Source organism: Streptococcus agalactiae ATCC 13813 (assembly GCF_000186445.1).
GTDB classification, from domain to species: domain Bacteria; phylum Bacillota; class Bacilli; order Lactobacillales; family Streptococcaceae; genus Streptococcus; species Streptococcus agalactiae.
Genome location: NZ_GL636070.1, coordinates 1172401 through 1194343 on the forward strand (window position 1 = coordinate 1172401; position 21943 = coordinate 1194343).

The following is a 21943-nucleotide window of genomic DNA, read 5'->3' on the forward strand; positions in this document are numbered from 1 at the left end:
TCGAAAGGATATACTATGATAAAAATTTTATTAATTGAAGATGACTTGAGCCTTTCCAATTCCGTTTTTGATTTCCTTGATGACTTTGCCGATGTCATGCAAATTTTTGATGGAGAAGAGGGTCTTTACGAAGCCGAAAGTGGAGTCTATGATCTGATTCTTCTAGATCTCATGTTACCTGAAAAAAACGGCTTCCAAGTGTTGAAAGAGCTACGTGAAAAAGGTATTACAACCCCTGTATTAATAATGACCGCTAAAGAAAGCATTGATGATAAGGGACAAGGTTTCGACTTAGGTGCTGATGATTATCTAACAAAACCTTTTTACCTAGAAGAACTAAAAATGCGAATTCAGGCTCTTTTAAAGCGTTCTGGAAAATTTAATGATAACAGCCTAATTTATGGTGATATTCGCGTAGACATGTCTACTAACTCAACCTTTGTTAATCAAACAGAAGTTGAGCTCTTAGGTAAAGAGTTTGATCTTTTAGTCTATTTCCTTCAAAATCAAAATGTTATCTTACCGAAATCTCAAATCTTTGATCGTATTTGGGGATTTGATAGTGATACAACGATTTCAGTTGTAGAAGTCTATGTCTCTAAGGTTCGGAAAAAATTAAAAGGAACACTTTTTTCAGAAAACCTTCAAACTTTGCGTAGTGTAGGATATATTTTAAAGCATGTCGAAACCGATTAAGATAAGTAAATTCAAAAAAAATGTCTCAGATAGTCATTTTATCCATTTTTTCACAGTTTTTAGTGGTATTTTTCTGGTTATGACTGTTATCATCCTCCAAGTCATGCGCTATGGTGTTTATTCTTCTGTTGATAGTAGTTTAAAGTATATCAGTACCCATCCTAAAAATTACATCAATATGGTTATGTCACGTACTGCTGCCTACCTAGATAACTCCAATATCGCAAGTGTCAAGTTAAAACCCGGCGGTCAGACAGTAGCTAATACTGATATTATTCTTTTTACATCAGAAGAAGAAGTCATTAACTATTTTGACGCATTTTCAAACTATCAGTTTTTAAAACCTAATAAAAAAAATCTAGGTGGCATTAGTGAATTAACTTTAACCAACATTTTTGGTCAAGATGAGACATATCATGCTGTCACCGTAAAAGTTAATAACCCTGCTTATCCTAATGTGACTTACATGACAGCTATTGTTAATATTGATCAATTAGTAAATGCTAAAGAACGCTATGAAAAAATTATTATATTTGTCATGACTACTTTTTGGATTATTTCAATTGGAGCAAGTATCTACTTAGCTAAATGGGCACAAAAACCGATTATAGAAAACTACGAAAGACAGAAGGCTTTTGTCGAAAATGCTAGCCACGAGCTGCGTACTCCCCTAGCTGTCTTACAAAATCGCCTAGAAACGCTATTCAGAAAACCGAATGCCACCATTTTAGAAAATAGTGAAAATATCGCTTCAAGTCTAGATGAAGTACGAAATATGCGTATTTTAACCACTAATCTTTTAAACTTAGCAAGACGTGATGATGGAATCAAACCAGAATTAGCTGTTATTAAGCCTACACTTTTTGATAGTATCTTTGAGAATTATGATCTAATCGCCCAAGAGAATGGTAAAAATTTTACTGGACATAATATGATTCAAGATAGTTTCAAAACAGATAAGACACTGCTAAAACAACTCATGACTATTTTATTTGATAATGCTATAAAATATACTGACAATGATGGTAGCATTGACTTTACCATATCTGAAACTGATAAGTATCTCTTTTTAGAAATCGCTGATAATGGACCAGGAATTTCAGAGGAGGATAAAGTCAGAATTTTTGATCGTTTTTACCGTGTTGACAAAGCAAGAACACGACAACAAGGAGGATTTGGCCTCGGCCTTTCTTTAGCTCAACAAATCGTTAACTCACTGCGAGGTAATATTACAGTAATTGATAATAAACCTAGAGGCAGTATTTTTAAGATAAAACTACCAAAAGTAAAAGGTTAGGACTAAAATGGCCTAACCCTTTTAAATTTTAAAGTGGTCTTGCATACTTGATATAGCAAGCTGATAGGAAATTTGGTATAATAAAAGTTATGGAAATTGAAAAAACAAATCGTATGAATGCCCTTTTTGAGTTTTATGCGGCATTATTAACAGATAAACAAATGAATTATATCGAGTTATACTACGCCGATGACTACAGCCTTGCTGAAATAGCTGAAGAATCCGGTGTTAGCCGACAAGCTGTCTATGATAATATCAAACGAACTGAAAAAATTCTTGAGGCGTACGAAATGAAACTACATATGTATTCAGATTATATTGTCCGTAGTCAGATTTTTGATGACATTCTAGAAAAATATACCGATGATGCCTTTTTACAAGAAAAAATTTCCATTCTAAGTAGCATTGATAATAGAGATTAAATGAGGAGAAATAATTTATGGCTTTCGAAAGTTTAACAGAGCGCCTGCAAGGAGTTTTTAAAAATATTCGTGGTAAGAAAAAGTTATCTGAAAAAGATGTGCAAGAAGTCACCAAAGAGATTCGTCTAGCTCTTTTAGAAGCTGACGTTGCTCTTCCAGTTGTTAAAACCTTTATTAAACATGTTCGTGAACGTGCTGTTGGACATGAAATCATTGATACACTAGATCCTACGCAACAAATTGTTAAGATTGTCAATGAAGAGCTAACAGATTTATTAGGGTCTGAGACCTCTGAAATTGAAAAATCCCCTAAAATTCCAACAATCATTATGATGGTTGGTCTACAAGGTGCTGGTAAAACAACTTTTGCCGGTAAGTTAGCAAACAAACTAATCAAAGAAGACAATGCTCGTCCTATGATGATAGCAGCTGATATTTATCGACCAGCTGCTATTGATCAGTTAAAAACCCTTGGTAGCCAGATTAATGTTCCTGTCTTTGATATGGGAACTAACCATTCAGCAGTTGAGATTGTCACTAAAGGTTTAGAACAGGCTCGTGAAAATCGTAATGACTATGTTCTTATTGATACAGCCGGACGCCTACAAATTGATGCAACTCTTATGCAGGAATTGCATGATGTCAAAGCCATAGCTCAACCTAATGAAATACTCCTTGTCGTTGACAGCATGATTGGACAGGAAGCTGCAAATGTCGCTGAAGAATTTAACCGTCAGCTCAGCATTAGTGGTGTTGTTCTGACAAAGATTGACGGTGATACACGCGGTGGTGCTGCCCTTTCAGTACGCGAAATTACTGGAAAACCAATTAAATTTACAGGGACAGGGGAAAAAATCACTGATATTGAAACTTTCCATCCCGATCGTATGGCAAGCCGTATATTGGGGATGGGAGACCTGCTAACACTTATTGAGCGCGCTAGTCAAGAATACGACGAAAAACGTTCAATGGAATTAGCGGAGAAAATGCGTGAAAACACCTTTGACTTCAACGATTTTATTGATCAATTAGATCAAGTTCAAAATATGGGGCCAATGGAAGATCTCCTTAAAATGCTTCCAGGAATGGCTAACAATCCAGCAATGAAAAACTTCAAAGTGGATGAAAACGAAATTGCTCGCAAAAGAGCCATTGTATCATCAATGACTCCAGAAGAGAGAGAAAATCCAAATCTCCTCAATCCAAGTCGTAGACGTCGTATTGCTGCTGGATCAGGTAATACTTTCGTTGATGTTAATAAATTCATTAAAGATTTTAACCAGGCAAAACAAATGATGCAAGGCGTGATGTCCGGTGATATGAATAAAATGATGAAAAAAATGGGAATTGATCCTAATAACCTCCCTAAAGATATGCCTGGAATGGACGGAATGGATATGTCTAATTTAGAAGGTATGATGGGGCAAAATGGCATGCCTGACTTATCTAGTTTAGGTGGCGATATGGACTTCAGCCAAATGTTTGGTGGTGGCTTAAAAGGAAAAGTAGGAGCCTTTGCAGCTAAACAATCAATGAAACGTATGGCTAATAAAATGAAGAAAGCTAAGAAGAAACGCAAATAAAAATGTCTATTTAAATAGACATTTTTATTTTTGTCTGCTATAATAGACAAAAAGGTGGTGATATTTATGTATTTAGCATTAATCGGTGATATCATTAATTCAAAACAGATACTTGAACGTGAAACTTTCCAACAGTCTTTTCAGCAACTAATGACCGAACTATCTGATGTATATGGTGAAGAGCTGATTTCTCCATTCACTATTACAGCTGGTGATGAATTTCAAGCTTTATTGAAACCATCAAAAAAGGTATTTCAAATTATTGACCATATTCAACTAGCTCTAAAACCTGTTAATGTAAGGTTCGGCCTCGGTACAGGAAACATTATAACATCCATCAATTCAAATGAAAGTATCGGTGCTGATGGTCCTGCCTACTGGCATGCTCGCTCAGCTATTAATCATATACATGATAAAAATGATTATGGAACAGTTCAAGTAGCTATTTGCCTTGATGATGAAGACCAAAACCTTGAATTAACACTAAATAGTCTCATTTCAGCTGGTGATTTTATCAAGTCAAAATGGACTACTAACCATTTTCAAATGCTTGAGCACTTAATACTTCAAGATAATTATCAAGAACAATTTCAACATCAAAAGTTAGCCCAACTGGAAAATATTGAACCTAGTGCGCTGACTAAACGCCTTAAAGCAAGCGGTCTGAAGATTTACTTAAGAACGAGAACACAGGCAGCCGATCTATTAGTTAAAAGTTGCACTCAAACTAAAGGGGGGAGCTATGATTTCTGATTTTTTAAGGGATAATCCAATCCTAACTTTATTATTTTGCGCACATTTTTTAGCTGACTTTCAGTGGCAAAGTCAATCCTTAGCAGATAGTAAATCACATAGTTGGAGGGGACTCTGGAGACATCTCTTGATTGTTTTCCTCCCCCTAGCAGCTTTAATGATATTGATACCAGAAACTACTTTATTAAATTTAAGCATATGGGGAAGCCATATTGTTATTGATAGTATAAAGAAATTGAGTTACCCTTGGGTAGAGGAAGGGCATTTCCAAAAAGCAGCTTTTATTATAGACCAACTAGCCCACTATACTTGCATTATCGTTTTTTACCATGCGCTTCCTACATATTTACCGCCTAATCATTGGCTTTTGCCTATCAAGCACTTTATTGTCATAGCTCTGGTTTTTATCATTATCACCAAACCTATTAATATTGTGTTTAAAATTTTCTTTAATAAATTTCAAGCTAAAGAATTATCATCATTATTAACACAAGAAAAAACAAAAATAATGAAAGAAAAATCTGAAGATCATGAAGAAACAATTGAAGGAGCAGGAGCTATGATTGGTAATTTAGAGCGTCTAATTATGGCTATATTACTAATCTCAGGACAGTATGCTGCTATAGGTCTTGTTTTTACTGCAAAATCCATTGCACGTTACGATAAAATTTCTAAAAGTCAGGTTTTTGCCGAATATTATTTAATTGGATCATTATTCTCAATTATAAGTGTTTTGATAACTCATTGGTTACTTTTGGTATAGAAAAGCGCTAGAAATATCCTAACGCTTTTCTTTTATTCTGTCTTATAAGCATAAGTAAAATCAACATTCAAACCAGTTGAATTTCTTACCAACCCTTTTAATTTAGAATTTTGGAGCCCTTTTTTCCCTAGGTAATAAACTGGGTTATAATATGATTGATCAAATAAAGCTTTTTCAGCAGTTTTGTAATCATTAGCGGCATCTCCTGGTTTCAAGGCGTCAGTAGTAATTGCCTTTTGATAGGCATTGTCATACTCTTTAGAAGAAAATTTACCATAATTATACGCAGAATTAGTCGTGAATAACCCATAGAAAGTTGATCCTTCTGGATAATCTCCTCCCCATGAGAAGAGCACGACATCAAAATTTTCATTTTTTGCATCTTCAAGGCGTTGCTTGAAAGTAACGAATTTTTCTTCAACAGTTAGACCAGGCAAAGCACTCTCCCATGTAGATTTCACATAGTCAACAGCATTTTTAGCTGCTGGAGAGTCCGAATCGGCTGTGATTGTTAACTTGAGAGATGACTGACCAACCTCAGCAAGACCTTCTTTAAAAAGTTTTTGAGCTTTACTTGTATTATACGTATAACCTGGGGCAGTATACTTGGAAAGATCCTCACCATTAGGTAATTTAGCTAATTTTTTAGGGACCAGAGATTCAGCAGGAGTTGAACCTGTATCAACTGCCGCTTTAACAACACCTTTACGATCAGTCGCTAAATTCAAAGCTTGCCTAATTTTCTGATTTGTCAATGCTTTAACCGAACCAGTTTGGTTATAAATAATATATGTAGTACGTGCATCAGACGCATCTACTACATCTTTATTATTTTTATTAGCTTGATAAATAGCAGAAGTTCCTGATATTTCAGCAAAATCAATCTGACCTTGCTTGTACATTTGAACTGCAGTATCTGGTTTTTTGATAGTTTGAACTATGACACTATTTGTTTTAACATGTTTAGAATCCCAATAATATTTATTTTTGACTAATTTAAATTTACCATTTGAACCATTCCAATCCTTAACACGGTAAGGACCTGAGTAAATTTGATTTTTTGATGTTGTACCATAATCTTTACCAACTTTTTCAACATACGATTGTTTTTGAGGCATAAAATTAGAGAAGGCTAAATAATATTTAAATTGAGGGCATGGACTTGTCAATTTAAAGGTCACTTGATTGCCTTTAGCTGTTACACCAAGTTTATTTAAATCTTTAATATCTCCAGAATTAATCTTATCAGCATTTAAAAGGTGCGATTCTGTCGCCAAGTAAGCATATTCAGATGCAGTTTTAGGATCAACTATTCTCCGCCATGTGTAAACAAAATCTTCAGCGCTTAGTTTGCTTCCATCTGACCATTTTAAATTATCACGAAGTGTAGCAGTATAAGTAAGACCATCAGAAGAAACGGATACTTTTTTAGCTAAATCGGGTTTTGGTTTGCCCTCTTTATCAATTCTAAGTAAATTGCTGCCTGAATTACCTATAGCTAAGTTTGAATAAGCATCTGTATTCTTTGAAATGTCCAATGTACTGATTTCAGTAGGAACATACCAATTAATAACTTTATTATCTCCAGAGTTCTTTGACTCATTACCACAGGCAACCAGGGTAACTGTGGTGGCTGTTAGAGTCGCCAAAGATATACCCAAAAACTTAAGTTTTTTTCTATTAAAACTAGACATAATACCAGTCCTCCTAAACCTTCTATAAAGATATAGGACATATTATATCATAAAATTTCAAGAAAGAAAGGAATATTTCAAATTTTCTGATTTTTATAAGGCGTAGTAAATCTAATATTGAGAAAACCAGTATATTTTAAAGTAGAATCTAACTTTGGTTATTAACTTGCAAATATAATTAAATAATTGAGTACCCTTTATTACTTTTTCAGATACCGATAAAATCGATGAAATTATGAATCAGTTTTCTCAAAGCACTCTGTCTTTACTATAACAAACATGTTAAACGATAATAAGTAATTAAGTAATACTGATCATCATAAAGAATGGATATTTGTTGTACTTACCGAATGAATTCCTGTTTTTAACTTTTCAACTTTCCGAAAAACTATAATTTTCTTGAAAGTTATGCTAGGGTATGATATACTTCTATTTATAGATATAATGGAGATTTTATTATGAAACGTGAATTACTACTCGAAAAAATCGATGAACTAAAAGAAATTATGCCTTGGTATGTTCTAGAATATTATCAATCAAAGCTTTCTGTTCCTTATAGTTTCACAACACTCTACGAATATTTAAAAGAATATAGACGTTTTTTTGAATGGTTATTGGATTCTGGTGTTGCTAATTGTCATCATATTGCAGAAATTGAGCTTTCAGTTTTAGAAAACCTTACTAAGAAAGATATGGAAGCTTTTATACTATATTTACGAGAACGCCCTTTATTAAATGCTAACACAAGGCAAAATGGGGTGTCTCAAACCACCATTAACAGAACTCTAGCTGCCTTATCTAGTCTTTTCAAATACCTTACTGAAGAGGTTGAGAATGCTGACGGGGAGCCTTACTTTTATCGCAATGTCATGAAAAAAGTCTCAACCAAAAAGAAAAAGGAAACTTTAGCTTCTCGGGCAGAAAATATTAAACAAAAGTTATTTTTGGGCAATGAAACGATAGAATTCTTAGAGTATATAGATTGTGAATACCAAAACAAACTTTCCAAACGTGCTTTAGCTTTTTTCAACAAAAATAAAGAGAGAGATTTAGCTATTATTGCTTTGCTACTAGCTTCAGGAGTGCGTCTATCTGAGGCAGTAAACTTAGATTTAAAGGATATTAACCTTAATGTAATGGTTATTGATGTCACACGAAAAGGAGGGAAACGGGACTCTGTCAATGTCGCTAGCTTTGCGAAACCCTATCTTGCTAATTATTTAGACATCCGTAAAAATAGATACAAAGCAGAAAATCAGGACATTGCACTATTTTTATCAGAATACCGTGGGGTGCCAAATCGTATTGATGCTTCAAGTGTTGAGAAAATGGTCGCTAAATATTCCCAGGATTTTAAGGTTCGTGTAACACCTCATAAACTAAGGCATACTCTTGCTACTAGGCTATATGATGCTACAAAATCTCAAGTATTAGTTAGCCACCAATTAGGTCATGCTTCCACTCAAGTTACTGACCTATATACCCATATTGTTAACGATGAACAAAAGAACGCTTTAGACAAACTATAGTAACATAAATAAAGTTATGTAAAATAAAACATTTACATAACTTTATTTATGTATAAAAACAGCGGTCCCATAATTAATTTTGCTATCCACCGAAAGGGATATCTTCTTCGAGTATTCCGATACCGTAGTCTTGTATTCTAATACTCTCTTCTCCTATGCTTATTATTATCTTTGACTCAGGATTAGAATATTTTATGGCATTATCTAGCACCTGTGAAAGTGCAAAAGTTAACCACTTTTTGTCTGTTTTCCAGATATTATCGCCTTCAATTATGATAGATAAGCTTTTGGATAGACAAATGACCTTATACGATTTTATAATTTCTACTACTACTTCTCTAAGGCTAACAGCTTCAAAACGAAAATCGTCACGATATTGTCTAAATTTCAAAAATGCTAACAACGTTTCAAGATAATGTTGCAATTTCAATAATTGTTGTTCAACTTCCTTAGGATCGAGATGATTTGTCTGGGCCATTAATGAAATAGCTGCCAATGGAACTTTCATTTGGTGCGACCACATCTTTATCATAAGTGCAACATGATTGGTTTGTTCAATTGTTTCAGAAACTTTTTGCGCTTCTCTAGCTTCTAATTGTGTAATAATATTAAAATAAGCGTAATCACTCGGTTGAAGTTCGAAAGTGGGGTCCTGACTACTATTAAAATATTTGAGATGTAACATTTTTTTCCTGTAACGACTGTATTGCCAAATACTAATTCCTAGTAAAACAATAACATTTAAACCTAAGGAATTAAACAAATAGGGCATTGGTAAATGATATAGATAGAAACTAATAAAAAATAGGACAAACATCATGATATATAAAATATACCAAATCAAGTGTTCTCTTAAAAACTGGCGTATCATTGTAGTAAATACCCAACTCCTCTCACTGTATGAATGTAATCAAAACCTATTGGGACAATTTTTTTACGTAAGCGTGTCATATTAACATTAAGTGTATTTTGATCAATAAAACTATCATTTTCCCAAAGTTTCTCTAATAGAGACTCTTTTGAGACTACTTGTTTAGGATGCATGAGCAAGATAGATAGGATTTTATTTTCTGTTGGCGATAAAATAACCTCCTTATCTTGGCTAGACAATAACCCTTCTCTTGTCAACGTAAATCCTCCAAAAGTTAATTCCTGTTGGATAAATTGTTGACTTCTCCTTAAAATAGCAGTTAGCTTAGCATCTAATACAGCTAGAGAGAATGGTTTTGAAATAAAGTCATCACCCCCCATATTTAATGCCATAACCATATCCATTTCATCATTACTAGATGAAATGAAAATAATAGGAATTGTTAAAAACTTACGCAATTCTGCAGTCCAGTAAAAACCATTAAAATAGGGTAACGTAATATCCATTAGTATCAAATCGGGTTGAAATGCGATAATTTCTTGTTTCACATCACGAAAATTGCTGACACTAGAGACATGATAGCTAGCTGATAAATGGCCTTTTAAAAGTGACACAATCGTCATATCATCTTCTACAATATAAATTTTTCCTTGATCTTGTGACATATCCCCTCCTAAAATAGTACGAAATCTCTTTCTTTCATTTAGTATAACAAATTTTTTAGTCTATCGGTTTCTATTAATGCAAAAGGATTGGTAAAATAACCAATCCTTTTTAGCGTTCAATAATATGATAATAAGTTCGACTAGTTATACGGTAAATGATAAAGTAAATTATAGAAATCGCAAGTACTGTCAAACCACTTACTACATATACGATTGTTGAGTTAAGCACCCCAAATACCAAAAGCATCTGTTTTAGCATTGGAATAGCAACTCCAAAGTGAATAACTGCTACCACTAAAGGTTGGAAGAAGAAAATCATAATTTGAGAATTAATAGTCCGTTTAACTAATTTTTTGCTCATACCTACTTCTTGTAAGATACGATAAGATCTCTTATCCTCATGACCTTCTGAGTATTGCTTATAGTAAACAATTAGAGCTATACCTAGCAAAAAGCTTATACCTAATAGAAATCCAGTAAATAATAACCCACCAAACATTTGATAACCTTCTTTTAGAAAACTCTGTTTAGTGCTAATATTTCCAACATACTTACCATCTACCTCTATTATGTCGTTTTTAGAAATTGAATTTATCTCTTGACTATTCAAATCCAAATATGCCTTAAAGGTTTTTGGAAAAGTATTGATGTTCTTAGTATAAGGTAAATATGCTTTTCTAATATTGTCAATTTGTTTGTTGTTTGCAAATATAATTAAACCCGGGTTATAAGTATTTGTAGTCTCTGGGACATAAGCCTCTTTTAAATTTTTTACAACGTCAAATTTATTTCCCAATAGATTTATTTTTTTCAAACGACTATCACCTTTTTGAACAAAGTAAGCCACTTGGTTATCTTTTAATTTTGGTAATCGGTGACCTAAACGACGGAAATCATTCTGAGTAATTAGGTACATAAAACCCGTTTTTGTGATATCAACATGTTTGACGTTTTTAGATGTGATATTAAGTTCACTTGATTGACTAACTGGCATTGAAATCATTGTCTGATTATAAGTGATAGCTTCCTTAGATGACTTACCTAGTTTCTTCAAAATCTTTTCTTCAAATATATTTTTCGCGTCACCTTTTGAATTATCTATTGATAAACTTACTGATTTTGGAAATAGTCCGGTAACAACATTTTGTGTATTTGAATAGAGTGAGACTGTTGTAGCAATAGTAACTAGAGCCATAACAGCTAATAAAGTGATACTTGCTAACCCTACTGCATTTTGCTTCATTCGAAAAATCATTTGCGAAGTTGATACAAAATGCTCAGATTTATAATAATAATGCTTGTTTTGACGCAACCTTTTTAAGTACCATGTCATAAAACTAATATAAAAAAGATAAGTACCAGCAATAACTAAAAGTACTGCAAAGAAGAAACGATAGATAACAGCTAATGCAGGTGCTTTACCTGAAGTAAGAGCCATTGTATAAGCGATGGCGATAGCTACTAACGCTAAAATTGCAAGTATAAGATTACCTTTTGGTTCTTTTTCTCCCTGTTGTTTCTTCCTAAAGAGACTTAATGGGGATGATAAATGAACATGTCGAATAACTGGAACTTCTAAAGTCAGAAAAATGCCTGTAAATATAACAATACAAATAATAAATGGCCATAAACTTAAACTAAGATTTAGTGCATGATAGTTAATAATGTTGACAAAAATTAAATAAATAAATTTAGCAAAAAAAGCACTAAACAGACTTCCTATAGAAATAAGAAATATATAAATAATAAACAGCTCTAGACTAGCTACACGCGCAACTTGACGTTTATTCATCCCCAAAATGTTATACAGTCCAAATTCACTACTACGCTGTTTCATCAAGATATTGTAGCTATAATGTTCCATGACTACCGCAAAGATTGACAAAACAATCACTCCAAGAAAAAGAACCGTTGCCGCTGTCCCCATATCTCTTCCAACAGCACTCATTAAGATTAGTAGCGTAGAACAAGTCAATGAATAAAGTAATAAACTGGCTAAGAGGAATGGTATGTACTGGTCTATAGAATGTTTTAAATTATGCCAGGCTATTTTGAGATAAAACATATTATTCACCCCCTAATATGGCAGACATTGTTAAAGAAATATCTTTATTGAATTCGCTATTATTCTTATTACCACGATAAAGTTGGTGAAAAATACGTCCATCTTTGATAAATAAAACGCGTTTGGCATGACTAGCAGCATTTGCTGAATGGGTTACCATCAAAATAGTTTGTCCATCCAAGTTAATAGTTTCAAATAAATTCAGCAAGTCTTCTGAATTACGGTAATCTAACGCTGCTGTTGGTTCATCTGCTAATAAAATTTGAGGGTTGGTTATCAAACTACGAGCAATCGCTACACGTTGCTTTTGACCACCAGAAAGCTCGAAAGGTCTCTTATCTAATAAGTCATCAATTCTCAGATGAGAAGATAATTCTGACAAACGATGATCCATTTCTTTGTAACGTTTACGATCAAGAACTAAAGGAAGATAGATATTATCTCTTACAGAGAGAGTATCCAAAAGGTTGAAGTCCTGAAAGACGAAACCAAGATTTTTCAAACGAAAACTCGCTAATTTTGCCTCTTTAATTTTCGTAATATCTTCCCCATTTAAAATCACTTGTCCATTTGTCGGTTTTTCTAAAGTAGCTAAAATATTTAGCAGAGTTGTTTTTCCCGAACCAGACTCTCCCATAATAGCAATGAATTCCCCTTGTTCAACTTTAAAATCGACGTCTTGTAGAGCCCTTGTCTCTTCTTTTGAAAAACGTGTACGAAAAACTTTTTCTAAGTGATTGATTTCTAATAACATATAATTCTCCTTTATTTATTATACCCTAATTTTGATTGATTCTACTCTTTAACCAAGACTGTGACTCTTGTAAAGGAAGGCTGGTTACTTGATCTGGTAAAATAGGGGTGTTCTCGTATTTATATCCTTGTCGATCACTAACTATTCCTGTAGTTAAAGCTAATCTAGCACCGTCGTAAAGCATGAAAGTTTCATTAACAGTCGTATATCCTGCTGTGGCTTGACCAAAGCTTTTAACATTAGGTAATCCTTTAAATGATAAAAAAGTCATTTCTGCCGAACTAGCAGTTTTATGATTAGTTATAATAGCGATTGGAACATGCTTAGTATTGATTGTTTTCCTAGATATTTTTAATGCTTCTAGCGGTATATTTTTCATCGTGATTGTTTTCTTATTTCCATACTTATCAGTATAATGAAATAGGGTATCATTTGGTAAAATAGAGGCTACCCCCCCAATCATAGGTATCATATTGCCGCCAGTATTATTCGATAAGTCTAAAATGAGTCCCTTATAACTTTTTTCCATCAATATATTTTGTAATTTACCACTATAACGGCTAATAGATCGTTTATCTAACTTACTTATAGAAGGAATAGTAATTAAGAGAATGTCTTCGTTTAATCTTCGATATTCTGGATATCGACTATCTAGGGTATCTCTTCGTACAGTCTCTTTGGATAATATTTGACTATGTTTACCGCCTCCATACCGTACTGCTTCCTGTACAATGTTGCGACTCTCTTGGTAAGATTTTGACGTTTTCAACTTTTTTTCTGATCGTTGTCTTATAATTTGCCATTGACGACCTTGCGAATACAAACCACGCTGTTCAACACGATCTAAAATAACACGTCCATAACGTTCGCTACTAGGAGGTAATAGATAAATATTTAATGCTGAACCATAATAATGAACTACCACTCCTAAAATTCCTAAAACTATAAGCATTGGAACTACAAAAAGTAAAACTATTTTTCGCCGCATCTCTTGCTCCCCCTTTCTCTTTAAGTCTATTATATGGCAAAATAGATTACTATAACCTTACATCTTAAGACCTATTTCTTACAAATTTGAAAGTTTTAAAAGCTTTATAAACTATAATTTTGATATAATATCTTACATAACAAATGGAAAGTACGGTGAAAATATATGGCCAAGACAAGTAAAAAATTGACAAAATCTTTAGGGCCTATTGGTAAATTAATTTCAATAATCCCTGACACAACTGAACTTATTGGAAAAGCAATTGATAATTCTCGTCCAATTATTGAAAAAGAACTTGATCGTCGTCATGAAAAAAAACAGACATATACTCAGCTTGATAATGTAGTACACCTTGATATCAATGATGCGCAAGTTTACTTAGAGCAACGCCATTTTAATGTATCAAGGATTGTTGCTGAACCAAATTCAAAGTGGGCAACCCTACATCCTAATCAAGTTGTGAATATGTCGCCTAAAGCTGGTAGGGTCAGAATCGGTTCATTAGTGAAGTTGTACTATATTACAGAGGATATCCTTGAAGAAAGTAAGACACTACTTTTATCTAAATCCGAAAAAAGTAAAGCACGACAACAACGGTTAACAGAAGTATTGAGTACCCCTAGTCAATTACTCAAAAAAAATCGAAATAAATAAGCATGATCGAATTGACCATGCTTATTTATTTTTACCAAACAGGTTGATCTAAACCTTGAGATGTTTTTTCGATAACTTTTTTAACTGCATCTGTATGGTAAGCTTTCACAACTTCTTTAATGGCTTTAGCTTTTGATTTGTCTTGCCAACCTTTTTGAGCAACTAAAAGGTTGTACCATTGTTTTGCATTTTTGCTTTTTGGTTCAATAAAAATAGCTGATTTAGGATTTATTCCTGCTTCTGTCACAAAATCATTATTAATAACTGCTGCATCTGTGGAATCCAAAGAACGTGCGGTCTGTGCTGCATCTACTTCTTTTAAATCTAAAGATTTAGGATTGGAAACAACATCTGACATTGTTGCTAATGTATCACCTGATACTTTCAATTTTAGCAAACCTGCTGATTGTAACAAGTAGAGAGAGCGACTTTCGTTAACTGCATCGTTGGGGATAGTAATAGTTGCTTTATTTGGAATTTCAGAAACTGTTTGGTATTTACCTTTACCGTTCTTAGTACCAGAGTATAATCTAAAGGAAGTAAAGTATGTCTCAGCAACGGAAACAAGATTGGTCTTATTTGCTTTATTCCAATTGTTTAAGTAATTATAATGCTGGAAAGCATTAATATCAATCTCATCACTTTCTAAAGCTTTATTAGGTTGTGTATAATCTGTGAATTCTGTAAATTTTAGCTTAACACCTTTTTTCTTAACTAATTCTTCAATTTTATCCCAACGAGCTTTTTCAGTTTTACTCTTTACCATTGTTCCAACTCTAACGACTTTGGCGTCTTCATTTTTAGACTGACCACAGGCTCCTAGAATAAGTGCTGAAATTACTACTGTTGTCGTTAATCCTAATAGCTTTTTGATTTTCATAATTTATTTCTCCTTTGATATGGTTGTATGATTAATCAACTGATACTAGTGTAACAAAAAGCTAATGGATTAAAAAATACTTATTATCAATCAAGAGATATAGCTTTTAACTATATCATTTCTTTTATAATTTTACTTTCGAGGGCTCCGTAAAGCGGTCCAATAATAGGCAACTTCCTCATAACCTTGGTGCTCATACATTTTTCTGTTTTCTTCTTCTGAAATTAAGATAACTTTCTTAAACCCCCTACTTGCATCAAATTGTAGGCGCGTACCAATTCCTTGTCCTCTGTAGGATTCTTGGACATAAAAATCATCTATTTCCACGTATTCACCATAGTCCCAAGCTGTTACATCTCCAATAATTTGATTATCTTTAATAGCTAGGTAAACTTTAGCATTATTATTTAAAAGATTAACACGATTATCATTATACATTTGCTTAGCGTAAGTTTCTCCGTAAACTATACTTTGTTTATATTTGAACTTTAGGTATTTTTCTAGGTAATTTTCATTAAGTTTAGTAAATGTGATGTCATCAAATTCTTTTTCAAAAAGTTTAAGATGATTTAATGAATTTGTAAATATGATATGTTTCTCTGATTCAAAGCCTTGTTGTGATAAAGTTCTCTGTAATTCACTGCTCAATTCAGCATTTTCCTCAAAAAATACAAAAGCAAAATCAGACTGATAATCTTTTTGTTCATCTGCTAAATAGATCATATCCTGTAAAAACTCACTTACTGTAGGCATTATTTTGTAGCTAATATAGTTTGAAAAATAACGCTCTGAAGTGATTATATTCTTAAAATGTTTATACCGATTAGTTTCCAAATAAGCTTTTTCGGATGACTCAAGTAATTCTTTATAGTGCATATTTACTCCATTCATACATTTTTTAAAATCAATATAGAAAATTTGACCTTGCTTGTTAGCAAAGTCAAATGAATATGTTAATAGTTGAGAAATTTTTCTAAATCTTTCAAAGCTCGTGTAGCAATAGCTTCATAACGCTCTTTCTTATCACGAATTCGTGGGCCTTCTAATTCTTTGATGATACCAAAGTTAACATTCATTGGTTGGAAATGTTTGCTGTCTGTATGTGTAATATAATGTGGCAGTGCACCAATAGCAGTAGTTTGTGGGAAAACTACTTCACTCTCCCCATTAAAGCGACGGGCAGCATTGATTCCCGCTACAAGACCACTTGCTGCCGATTCTACATAACCTTCAACACCGGTCATTTGTCCAGCAAAGAAAAGATTTGGGTTCTTACGTGTAGCAAAGGTTTGGTTTAAAAGATTTGGTGAATCCATATAAGAATTGCGATGCATAACACCATACCGGACAAATTCAGCATTTTCAAGACCAGGAATCATTTGAAATACACGTTTTTGTTCTCCCCACTTAAGATGAGTTTGGAAACCAACTATGTTATAAAGAGAGCCTGCAGCATTATCTTGACGTAATTGAACAACAGCATATGGTGTTTTAAATTCACCATCTCGCGGTCCTTTGTAGTCCTCAGGATACTCCAAACCAACTGGTTTCATTGGACCATAAAGCATCGTTTTAATACCACGCTTAGCCATCACTTCGATAGGCATACAACCTTCGAAGTATTTTTCTTTCTCAAAAGAATTTAGTGGTGCTTCCTCAGCTGTAGTTAAAGCTTCGTGAAATGCCATAAATTCTTCTTTGGTCATTGGACAATTTAGATAAGCTGCTTCACCTTTGTCATACCTAGACTTAAGGTAAACTTTATTCATGTCAATCGTATTTTTATCGACAATTGGAGCGGCGGCATCGTAAAAATAAAAACCGTCACCACCATTAAGTTCATGAATTTTAGCTGCCAGACTATCACTTGTTAATGGTCCTGTAGCGATAACTGTAATAGCATCTCCAGGGATATCTGTGATTTCATCACGAATTACTTCGATTAATGGATGTTTATGGATTTCCTCAGTAACAGCTTTAGAATAACCTTCTCTATCAACGGCCATGGCTCCACCTGCTGGAACTCGATGTGCCTCCCCATTTTTCATAATGATAGAATCCAAACGACGCATTTCTTCTTTTAAAAGACCAACTGCATTTGTTAGAGAATCACCGCGGAATGAATTGGAACATACTAATTCTGCAAAATTATCTGTTTTATGTTGAGGGGTTGATTTAACCCCACGCATTTCATAAAGCTTAACTGGTATTCCACGTTTAGCAATTTGATAAGCTGCTTCAGAACCAGCCAAACCAGCGCCGATAACATTAATGTAAGATTGAGACATGAACTAATACCTCTTGAAAGTAGTCAACTACTTCCTCAAATCTTTCTATATAATTTATTTTTCCATTATAACATACATAGCTACTTCTTCAAAAAACGTTATTCATTAAACTACTAGTTATTCTCTAAATAAAACTCAAAACGATCTCCAACATATTGCCCATGAACATATTCAAAAGGCTTACCATCAGTAAAGTATGAAACTTGTGTCAATGCCAAAATAGCATGGCCTGCGTTAACTTCTAAATGCGAAGCAACACGTTCACTAGCATTTCTAGCATATATAGTTTGTTGGCTTTTCCCAATTTCGTAGCCATTCTCTGTTAAGGTTTTAAAGAAATGTTCTGTAACCTCTGATTGTTCAAAGCCTTTAATTAAATTCTCTGGTATAGAGGCTACCTCATAAACCAACGGTACCTTATCAGCATAACGTACCCTTTCCATACGAACCACATAATCTGACTGTGATAAATTTAATTTTTGAATTTCGGTTTCATTTGCTAGTTTTCTTTGAAATGAGATTAGTTTACTGGATGGCTTACGCCCTTGAGAATTGACAATTTCTGTAAAACTAGTTGTTCCCCGCATTTTTTCTTGAACACGATGACTAGCAACATAGGTGCCACTACCAACTCGTCTCTCCAAAATACCTTCTTCAACTAACAATGTAATTGATTGGCGAAGTGTCATACGACTTACACTATAATCATCCGCTAAATCTCTTTCGCTAGGTAACCGCTGCCCAATCTTCCAAGTCCCTTTATCGATTTCCTTTTTAATAGCGTCGTGAATTTTAATATATGCTGGTAACAATATTCTCTCCTCCTAGAATCTACACTTCATTTTACCATACTTCTATATATTTCTAACTCTAAAATCGTGAAATAATTCAGAAAAATCATAAGCAATATTTCTTGATAAGAAAGCGTTTAATCAATTATTTTAATGATGTTAATTTATATAAAATATGCTAAAATGGTATAGGTACAGCTGTTTTTAAAATTAGCTACAAAGAAAGGGAAACAATGACTGATATTTCTATATTGAATGATATCCAAAAAATTATCGTTCTAGATTACGGTAGTCAATATAACCAGCTTATCGCACGTCGTATCCGTGAATTTGGTGTATTTTCTGAGTTAAAATCACATAAAATTACGGCTGATGAAATTCGCGATATTAATCCTATTGGTATCGTACTTTCAGGTGGTCCAAATTCCGTATACGCTGATGGCGCTTTTGGAATCGATGAAGAAATTTTTGAATTAGGAATTCCAATCTTAGGAATTTGTTATGGTATGCAACTGATTACCCATAAACTCGGTGGTAAGGTTCTTCCTGCGGGAGAAGCTGGTCATCGTGAGTATGGTCAATCAGCACTTCGCCTACGCTCAGAATCAGCACTCTTTGCTGGCACTCCTCAAGAACAACTTGTTTTGATGAGTCATGGTGATGCTGTTACTGAAATCCCTGAGGGTTTCCATCTCGTTGGTGACTCTATTGACTGTCCATTTGCTGCAATGGAAAATACTGAAAAACAATTTTATGGTATCCAATTCCACCCCGAAGTTCGTCACTCAGTATATGGTAATGATATCCTTAAAAATTTTGCTGTTAATATCTGTGGTGCACGTGGTGATTGGTCAATGGATAACTTCATTGATATGGAAATTGCAAAAATACGTGAAACTGTAGGCGATCGTAAAGTACTTCTTGGACTATCTGGCGGTGTTGATTCATCTGTTGTCGGAGTACTCCTACAACGTGCTATCGGTGATCAATTAACATGTATTTTTGTAGATCATGGTTTATTACGTAAAAATGAAGGTGACCAAGTTATGGATATGCTTGGTGGTAAATTTGGACTTAATATTATCCGTGTTGATGCTTCAAAACGCTTCCTAGACCTTCTTTCTGGTGTTGAAGATCCCGAGAGAAAACGAAAAATCATCGGAAATGAGTTCGTGTACGTTTTTGATGATGAGGCAAGTAAACTTAAAGGCGTTGATTTCCTTGCCCAAGGTACCCTCTACACAGATATTATTGAATCTGGGACAGAAACAGCCCAAACAATCAAGTCACACCATAATGTTGGTGGATTGCCAGAAGATATGCAATTTGAATTGATTGAGCCACTTAACACATTATTCAAAGATGAGGTTCACGCTCTTGGTACTGCACTTGGAATGCCTGATGAAGTTGTATGGCGTCAACCATTCCCTGGGCCTGGTCTTGCTATTCGCGTTATGGGGGAAATTACCGAAGAAAAACTTGAAACAGTCCGCGAATCAGATGCTATTCTTCGTGAAGAAATCGCTAAAGCTGGTCTAGATCGTGACGTATGGCAGTATTTCACAGTTAATACTGGCGTACGTTCTGTCGGTGTCATGGGAGATGGTCGTACTTATGACTATACAATTGCTATCCGTGCAATTACTTCAATTGATGGCATGACAGCTGATTTTGCGCAACTTCCTTGGGATGTACTTAAGAAAATTTCGACACGTATTGTTAACGAAGTTGATCACGTTAACCGTATTGTTTATGATATCACAAGTAAACCACCTGCAACTGTTGAGTGGGAATAAAAACTTAGCTACTTTAAGTAGCTAAGTTTTTTTACTCTTATTTCTTGAATAAGGGATACTTACACTTAAAATATCATTTTTATATAGTTCGATAGTTACAAGTTCATTATTCTTAAAATGAATATTTTTCAGTATATTTTTCCATTTTCTTGATAATAATATGAAAAAGGCAGAAAAGAAATATTCCTAGATTTTAGGCTTAAAAAATGGTATTCTAAATATTCAGTACAATATGATTGATATCATTTTATTAATATTAGGAGGAAAAAATGCATATTATCATTCAAATTACAATCATTTTGTTGGCAAGCGTTCTTGCAACTCTTATTTCAAAAAGAATTGGAATACCGGCTGTTGTTGGACAACTGCTTGTAGGTATCATCATCGGACCTGCAATGCTAGGACTTGTTCATCAAAATCAGGTATTACACGTCCTGTCAGAAATTGGTGTTATCTTACTCATGTTTTTAGCAGGTCTTGAAGCTAATTTTGATCTTTTAAAGAAGTATCTTAAGCCCAGTCTACTAGTCGCAATTACTGGTGTTATTGTTCCTATGGCTCTCTTCTACTTCTTGACACGCTTGTTTGGGTTCCAAATCAATACTGCTATCTTTTACGGGCTCGTATTTGCTGCAACTAGTATTTCTATCACAGTTGAAGTTTTACAAGAATACAATCGTGTAAAAACAGATACTGGTGCTATTATTTTAGGTGCTGCTGTTGCTGATGATGTCTTAGCTGTTTTGCTTCTAAGTGTCTTTATTGCAACAAATGGAAGCTCTTCTAATATCGGATTACAAATTATCATTCAATTGTTATTCTTTGTTTTCTTATTTATTTGTATGAAATACCTTGTACCTGCTCTTTTCAAATTAATCGAAAAGGTCCATTTCTTTGAGAAATACACTATTCTTGCTATCCTTATCTGTTTTTCTCTATCGATTTTAGCTGATAAAGTTGGAATGAGTTCTATCATTGGTTCGTTTTTTGCAGGATTAGCTATTGGACAAACTTCTTTTGTTGATAAGGTAGAACATAAAATTTCACTTCTTAGTTACATTTTCTTTATCCCAATTTTCTTCGCTTCAATTGCACTACCTCTTAAATTCGATGGAATGATGTCTCACCTTCACACGATATTAATCTTTACTGCTTTGGCTGTTTTATCAAAATTAATTCCAGGGTACTTTGTCGGTCGAGGGTTTAATTTTTCAAAATTAGAATCTTTAACAATTGGTGGTGGAATGGTCAGTCGTGGCGAGATGGCTCTCATTATAGTTCAAGTTGGATTAGCTGCTAAAATTATTTCAAGCACTACTTATTCCGAGCTTGTTATTGTTGTTATACTATCAACTATTATTGCGCCATTTATTCTTAAATATTCATTTAAAGATTAGTTAAAAAAACACAAACATTTATTTAGGGTAAAAAAAGTCTAGCTTATAAGCTAGACT

Annotated in this window: 19 protein-coding genes and 1 pseudogene; 10 read left to right on the top strand and 10 right to left on the bottom strand. The window is 33.8% G+C overall.

Features of this window, described 5'->3' with window-relative positions; genetic code table 11:
• Positions 1–15 precede the first annotated feature (15 nt).
• The 6 genes from HMPREF9171_RS107555 (at position 16) to HMPREF9171_RS107530 (ending at position 5514) form a co-directional block, all read left to right on the top strand.
• Positions 16–696 (top strand): response regulator transcription factor, encoded by a 681-nt coding sequence (locus HMPREF9171_RS107555; protein ID WP_000590620.1) that lies wholly within the window; start codon positions 16–18, stop codon positions 694–696.
• Entirely contained in the window at positions 680–1993 is a 1314-nt protein-coding gene (locus tag HMPREF9171_RS107550; protein ID WP_000042576.1) for a sensor histidine kinase, read from the top strand. The genes HMPREF9171_RS107555 and HMPREF9171_RS107550 overlap by 17 nt, the downstream gene beginning before the upstream one ends.
• 89 nt (positions 1994–2082) lie before the next feature.
• Complete coding sequence (locus tag HMPREF9171_RS107545) at positions 2083–2415, top strand: putative DNA-binding protein (protein ID WP_000402075.1); 333 nt, start codon at positions 2083–2085, stop codon at positions 2413–2415.
• 17 nt (positions 2416–2432) lie between these two features.
• Positions 2433–3998, top strand: coding sequence for a signal recognition particle protein (ffh, locus tag HMPREF9171_RS107540; RefSeq protein ID WP_000863593.1), 1566 nt, complete (start codon positions 2433–2435; stop codon positions 3996–3998).
• A 66-nt stretch (positions 3999–4064) separates the two neighbouring features.
• Complete coding sequence (locus HMPREF9171_RS107535; protein ID WP_000280308.1) at positions 4065–4751, top strand: SatD family protein; 687 nt, start codon at positions 4065–4067, stop codon at positions 4749–4751.
• Positions 4741–5514, top strand: coding sequence for a DUF3307 domain-containing protein (locus HMPREF9171_RS107530; protein WP_000622398.1), 774 nt, complete (start codon positions 4741–4743; stop codon positions 5512–5514). The genes HMPREF9171_RS107535 and HMPREF9171_RS107530 overlap by 11 nt, the downstream gene beginning before the upstream one ends.
• A 32-nt stretch (positions 5515–5546) precedes the next feature.
• Here HMPREF9171_RS107530 and HMPREF9171_RS107525 read toward each other — a convergent pair whose 3' ends face one another.
• Positions 5547–7208, bottom strand: coding sequence for a peptide ABC transporter substrate-binding protein (locus tag HMPREF9171_RS107525; RefSeq protein ID WP_000093973.1), 1662 nt, complete (start codon positions 7206–7208; stop codon positions 5547–5549).
• Between the two features lie 458 nt (positions 7209–7666).
• Here HMPREF9171_RS107525 and xerS point away from each other — a divergent pair, with 458 nt between their 5' ends.
• A complete protein-coding gene (gene xerS, locus HMPREF9171_RS107520; protein WP_000817924.1) occupies positions 7667–8737 on the top strand; it encodes a tyrosine recombinase XerS in 1071 nt (356 codons plus the stop codon).
• Between the two features lie 42 nt (positions 8738–8779).
• Here the strand turns inward: xerS and HMPREF9171_RS107515 are convergent.
• The 5 genes and pseudogenes from HMPREF9171_RS107515 to HMPREF9171_RS107495 form a co-directional block, all read right to left on the bottom strand.
• Positions 8780–9608, bottom strand: a pseudogene (locus tag HMPREF9171_RS107515) (sensor histidine kinase).
• Positions 9605–10273 (bottom strand): response regulator transcription factor, encoded by a 669-nt coding sequence (locus tag HMPREF9171_RS107510; protein WP_000076365.1) that lies wholly within the window; start codon positions 10271–10273, stop codon positions 9605–9607. Before HMPREF9171_RS107510 ends, HMPREF9171_RS107515 begins: the two are co-directional and overlap by 4 nt.
• 109 nt (positions 10274–10382) lie before the next feature.
• Complete coding sequence (locus tag HMPREF9171_RS107505) at positions 10383–12338, bottom strand: FtsX-like permease family protein (RefSeq protein ID WP_000499554.1); 1956 nt, start codon at positions 12336–12338, stop codon at positions 10383–10385.
• Position 12339: 1 nt separating this feature from the next.
• Positions 12340–13092 (bottom strand): ABC transporter ATP-binding protein, encoded by a 753-nt coding sequence (locus HMPREF9171_RS107500; protein ID WP_000923535.1) that lies wholly within the window; start codon positions 13090–13092, stop codon positions 12340–12342.
• A gap of 25 nt (positions 13093–13117) precedes the next feature.
• Complete coding sequence (locus HMPREF9171_RS107495; RefSeq protein WP_001253130.1) at positions 13118–14080, bottom strand: S41 family peptidase; 963 nt, start codon at positions 14078–14080, stop codon at positions 13118–13120.
• A gap of 165 nt (positions 14081–14245) precedes the next feature.
• On the opposite strand from HMPREF9171_RS107495, the gene HMPREF9171_RS107490 reads away from it, so the two are divergent.
• Positions 14246–14734, top strand: coding sequence for a PASTA domain-containing protein (locus HMPREF9171_RS107490; RefSeq protein ID WP_001140791.1), 489 nt, complete (start codon positions 14246–14248; stop codon positions 14732–14734).
• 31 nt (positions 14735–14765) lie between these two features.
• Here HMPREF9171_RS107490 and HMPREF9171_RS107485 read toward each other — a convergent pair whose 3' ends face one another.
• The 4 genes from HMPREF9171_RS107485 to HMPREF9171_RS107470 form a co-directional block, all read right to left on the bottom strand.
• Entirely contained in the window at positions 14766–15614 is an 849-nt protein-coding gene (locus HMPREF9171_RS107485) for a MetQ/NlpA family ABC transporter substrate-binding protein (RefSeq protein WP_000694284.1), read from the bottom strand.
• A gap of 132 nt (positions 15615–15746) precedes the next feature.
• Complete coding sequence (locus HMPREF9171_RS107480) at positions 15747–16490, bottom strand: GNAT family N-acetyltransferase (protein ID WP_000559004.1); 744 nt, start codon at positions 16488–16490, stop codon at positions 15747–15749.
• A gap of 77 nt (positions 16491–16567) precedes the next feature.
• Positions 16568–17902 (bottom strand): methylenetetrahydrofolate--tRNA-(uracil(54)-C(5))-methyltransferase (FADH(2)-oxidizing) TrmFO, encoded by a 1335-nt coding sequence (trmFO, locus tag HMPREF9171_RS107475; protein WP_000083746.1) that lies wholly within the window; start codon positions 17900–17902, stop codon positions 16568–16570.
• Between the two features lie 113 nt (positions 17903–18015).
• Positions 18016–18714: a GntR family transcriptional regulator gene (locus HMPREF9171_RS107470; protein WP_000936162.1), complete on the bottom strand. Its 699-nt coding sequence runs from the start codon at positions 18712–18714 to the stop codon at positions 18016–18018.
• Positions 18715–18926: 212 nt separating this feature from the next.
• Between HMPREF9171_RS107470 and guaA the strand changes: the two genes are divergently transcribed.
• Complete coding sequence (gene guaA / locus HMPREF9171_RS107465) at positions 18927–20489, top strand: glutamine-hydrolyzing GMP synthase (RefSeq protein WP_000129869.1); 1563 nt, start codon at positions 18927–18929, stop codon at positions 20487–20489.
• Positions 20490–20758: 269 nt separating this feature from the next.
• A complete protein-coding gene (locus tag HMPREF9171_RS107460) occupies positions 20759–21886 on the top strand; it encodes a cation:proton antiporter (protein ID WP_000547442.1) in 1128 nt (375 codons plus the stop codon).
• Positions 21887–21943: the final 57 nt, after the last annotated feature.